The following is a 4,161-nucleotide window of genomic DNA, read 5'->3' as shown; positions in this document are numbered from 1 at the left end:
CTGACCCGCGCGCCGCATCATCGACGGCCAGGCCGCCGGCCTGGCCCCACAAATCATGGGCATGGGCCCGGTGCCGGCCACCAACAAGGTGCTCGAGCGCGCCGGCATCGGCATCGATGAGCTGGGAGCCATGGAAATCAACGAGGCCTTCGCCTCCCAGTCCCTGGCCAGCATGCGCGAACTGGGCGTGGACGCCGGAATCGTAAACAACGACGGCGGGGCCATCGCCCTGGGCCACCCGCTGGGTTCCAGCGGTTCGCGCATCGTGATCACCCTGCTGGGGCGCATGGAACGCGAACTGAGCGGAACCGGGCGCAAGCTTGGCGTGGCCACGATGTGCGTGGGCGTGGGACAGGGAACCGCGCTTTTGGTTGAGGGGGTCTAGTCCCAGTGAGCCTGAATGCCACAGACTTCACCACCTTGCAGATCAGCGAGCGCGAGGACCGGCTGTGGGTGCGCCTGCACCGACCCAAGGTGCGCAACGCCATCGACCAGGTGATGGTCGATGAGCTGCACGCGGTGTGCAGCCACCTGGAGGCCACTCCCAAGGTGCTGATCCTGGCCGGTACCCCCGGCCAGGAACCCACCGAAGAGCACCCCAAGGGCGTCAAGGGAATCTTCGCCTCCGGGGCGGACATCGCCCAGCTGCGCGACGCCGGCGCGATGATGCGCTGGCCGGGATCAACTCCACCATCTTTGACCGGATCGCCAAGCTGCCGATGCCGGTCATTGCGGCACTGGATGGCTACGCCTGGGCGGGGGAGCGGAATTGGCCTACGCGGCGGACTTCCGCATCGGCACCGAGGCGCTGCGCATGGGCAACCCGGAAACCAACCTGGGAATCATGGCCGCCGCCGGGGCCACCTGGCGGCTGAAGGAACTGGTAGGTGAACCGATGGCCAAGGAGATCCTGCTGGCCGGCAAGGTGCTCACCGGCAGCCAGTGCCTGCAGGCCGGGCTGGTCACTGAACTGCATGCCCCGCAACAGCTGCAGGCCGCGGCGGACGCGCTCGCCGACCGGATTTGCGCCCAGGACCCGTTGGCGGTGCGGATCACCAAGGCCGTGTTCCACACCCCGCGCGAGGTGCACCCGGTGATCGACACCCTGGCCCAGGGGATGCTCTTTGAGTCCCAGGCCAAGTTTGACCGCATGCAGGCGTTTTTGGATCGAAAGAAGAAGTAGGCGACGATGAACAATTCCCTTCCGGCAACAGTAGGCGTGCTGGGCGGCGGGCGCATGGGCGCCGGCATCGCCCATGCATTTTGATCAGCGGCGCCAGGTGCGCGTCATTGAACGCGACGAGGCCTCGGCGGCCGCCGCCCGCGAACGCGTCATGGGTTCGGTGGACAAGTCCCTGGCCCGCGGCACCCTGTCCGAGACCCGTGAGCAGCTCGGGGCCCGGCTGAGCGTGGGCACCGACTACCAGCAGTTTGAAGACTGCCAGCTGGTGGTCGAGGCCGTCCCGGAAATCTGGGACCTGAAGGTTTCCTCGCTGCAGGGTGTGGAAAAGGTCCTGGCGCCCACGGCGGTGCTGGCCTCGAACACCTCCAGCCTTTCGGTCTCCGGGCTGGCCGGAGAGCTGTCCCGCCCCTCCCGCTTCCTGGGCCTGCACTTCTTCAACCCGGTCCCGGCCTCGACGCTGATCGAGGTGGTGATCGGCAAGCAGACCGACGCCGAACTGGTGGACCAGGCCCGCGGCTTGGTTGCCGCCCTGGGCAAGACCGCAGTGGTGGTCAATGACGCCCCCGCTTCGCCTCCTCCCGCCTGGGAGTGGCCATCGCCCTGGAGGCGATGCGCATGGTCCAGGAGGGCGTGGCCAGCGCCGAGGACATCGACAACGCCATGGTGCTGGGCTACAAGCACCCGACCGGGCCGCTGGAGACCACCGACATTGTCGGCCTGGACGTGCGTCTGGGCATTGCCGAATACCTGCATCAGGAACTGGGGGAGCGCTTCGAGCCGCCGCAGATCCTGCGTGAGCTGGTGGCCGAGGGCAAGCTGGGACGCAAGAGCGGCCAGGGTTCTACGACTGGTCCCAGGACTAGAAGAGTCCAGGACACCGGAAACGGTCCACCAGGGGCGTGCTGCCTACGGCGGCACGCCCCTGCGGCGCTTAACCGGTGCCCGCGAGCCGGATTTAGCTGAACATCACCGCCAGCAGGCTGGTGAACAGCGCGTCCGGATCACGCTCCAGGTTCTTTGAGGCGAACCAGGCGCACAGATTCACGCAGTCCCGGTGCAGGTAATCCAGGCCATTGGCGTTGCCAGCCAAATCCACGCACTGCGGCACGTCGATCACAACCAGGCGCCGGCCGGCGACCAGGAGGTTGTAGGCCGACAGGTCCCCATGGGCCAGGCCGGCCGCCGCGAACCCCTCCAGGATCCGCACGGCTTGGTCCCACAGCTGCGGCAGCCGCTCATCCTCCCGGCGCAGCTGCTGCAGGCGCGGGGCCGCCAGCTGCGGGTGTTGCGGGTCGCTGATGAATTCCAACAGCAGCTCGGTCCCATCGATCTGCACCGGGTAGGGAACCGGGATCCCGGCCTGGTGGCAAAGGGTGAGGTAGTGGAATTCGGCGGCGGCCCATTGTCCGGCGGCGACCTGGCGGCCGTAGCTGGAATTGTTGCTTACCGCGCGGTTATCCCGTGAACGCCGTGCGGCGCGGCCCTCGCTGTAGGCCTGGGAGCGGGTGAACTGCCGGTGTTCGCTGGCGCGGTAGCGTTTGGCGGCCAGCAGGACCCGCCGCTGTTCGGTGGCGCGTTCCAGCAGATGCACCTCGGCCTCCTTGCCGGACTTGATCAAGCCCAGCTCGGTGTCGATGGCGGCCGCCTCCTCGATCAGCCAGGAAGGATACGGGCGCGGGCCGCGCGCATCCTTCTCAATGCCGGTCCAGGTGGAGTGGCGTTGGCTGGCGGGCAGCGGTTCCGGGCCGGATTCATCCAGCGCCGCTGCCGGCGGCGGGTGGGTTCAAAAGGTTCGGTGGTGGGGTCTAATCGGTTCGTTGCAGAAGAGTGATACACAATCGGTCCTTGGAAAGACGGGATGGGGCATGGGGTGAAGTCAGAACAGCCATCGGGATCCTCCTTGGAACAAATACCGATTGATGAAACTCAATCAGTCCATAGCGTAGCCTGCCGCGGCGTTGTGGTGCAATGGGAGCATGATGGAACCAGGGACCTACCGGCGCGGCGCCGGGGATGTGACGTGGGATGGATCGGTCAATGCCCGGCGCATTGCCGGCTCGGTCTACCGGATGGGCCGGCGCGAATGGCTGACCGAGGCCGGCGTGCGGCGGGTGCTGGATCTGCGCAATCCCGGGGAAAACAAGGCCCGGGCACTGGACCCGCGGGTGCGTCCCGATGCGCTGGAGGGCATCCGGGTGGTCAACCTGCCCCTGGAGGATGCCGGTAATGAGCGGTTCGCGGCCGTGGCCGTTCCGTACATGAACCACCCGTCGATGTATCGCCTGGTGTGCGAGGAGTTTCCCCACCGGCTGCGGGAGGTCTTCACCGAGCTTGCCGCGGGCGAGGGTGGGGTGGTGTTGCACTGCTCGGCGGGCCGGGACCGCACCGGATTGGTGGCCAGCCTGCTGCTGGCCCTGGCTGGGCGTGGCGATGAGGTGTTGGAGCAGGACGCCCTGGCGACCCGCGGCATCAATGAATGGCACCGGGTCAGCGGGTACCGCCACCCGCACGAAAGCCACCTGCCCGACGGAAAACTTACTCCGATCCTCGCCAGCCGGGCCGCGGCGCTCAAGGAGTTCATGCGCTGGGTGGGTGATCCGCAGGAGTTCCTGCTCCGCCTGGGCCTGTCCGAAGCCACGGTGCAGCGGCTGCGCCAGGTGGTGTCGCAGGCCAGGCGGACTCCCGTCCTGGCCGCTAACCGCCGCCGGCGCCCCGGCCATTGGCGAGAGGCGTCTAGTGGGCGGGCCTGTCCACCACCAGGTTGGTGATGCGCAGGGTGCAGATCCGGCGGTCCTGGTCATCGGTGATGATGACCTCGTGGCTGGTGAGCCGCCGCCCCAGCTTGATCGGGGTGGCGGTGATGGTCACCTCGCCGCCGGTGGCCGAGCGGTGATGGGTGGCATTGACATCCACGCCGACCACCACCTTGCCGAAGGTCGAGGCGAACTTCACGGCGGCCCAGGAGCCCACCGCCTCGC

3 protein-coding genes and 3 pseudogenes are annotated in these 4,161 nt (G+C 67.6%); 4 read left to right on the top strand and 2 right to left on the bottom strand.

Annotated features, from left to right (window positions below):
• Nucleotides 1-4: 4 nt before the first annotated feature.
• From JCM19049_RS09030 to JCM19049_RS09020, 3 pseudogenes are all read left to right on the top strand, one after another.
• Nucleotides 5-385 (top strand): annotated as a pseudogene (locus tag JCM19049_RS09030) (3-oxoadipyl-CoA thiolase); the annotation flags it as partial.
• Between the two features lie 5 nt (nucleotides 386-390).
• Nucleotides 391-1,183 (top strand): annotated as a pseudogene (locus tag JCM19049_RS09025) (enoyl-CoA hydratase/isomerase family protein).
• A 6-nt stretch (nucleotides 1,184-1,189) separates the two neighbouring features.
• Nucleotides 1,190-2,046 (top strand): annotated as a pseudogene (locus tag JCM19049_RS09020) (3-hydroxyacyl-CoA dehydrogenase family protein).
• 92 nt (nucleotides 2,047-2,138) lie between these two features.
• On the opposite strand, the gene JCM19049_RS09015 reads toward JCM19049_RS09020, so the two are convergent.
• Complete coding sequence (locus JCM19049_RS09015) at nucleotides 2,139-2,801, bottom strand: RIO1 family regulatory kinase/ATPase (protein WP_279402816.1); 663 nt, start codon at nucleotides 2,799-2,801, stop codon at nucleotides 2,139-2,141.
• A 358-nt stretch (nucleotides 2,802-3,159) separates the two neighbouring features.
• Between JCM19049_RS09015 and JCM19049_RS09010 the strand changes: the two genes are divergently transcribed.
• Nucleotides 3,160-3,951, top strand: coding sequence for a tyrosine-protein phosphatase (locus JCM19049_RS09010; RefSeq protein ID WP_054821419.1), 792 nt, complete (start codon nucleotides 3,160-3,162; stop codon nucleotides 3,949-3,951).
• Here JCM19049_RS09010 and JCM19049_RS09005 read toward each other — a convergent pair.
• A partial coding sequence (locus JCM19049_RS09005; RefSeq protein ID WP_279402815.1) for a hotdog fold thioesterase occupies nucleotides 3,917-4,161 on the bottom strand: 245 nt, incomplete at its 5' end. The two genes, JCM19049_RS09010 and JCM19049_RS09005, sit on opposite strands and share 35 nt — an antisense overlap.

The sequence above is a fragment of the Arthrobacter sp. JCM 19049 genome (genome assembly GCF_001310435.1).
The sequence above is the reverse complement of the archived record's forward strand: the minus strand, read 5'-3'. Positions and strand labels throughout refer to the sequence as shown.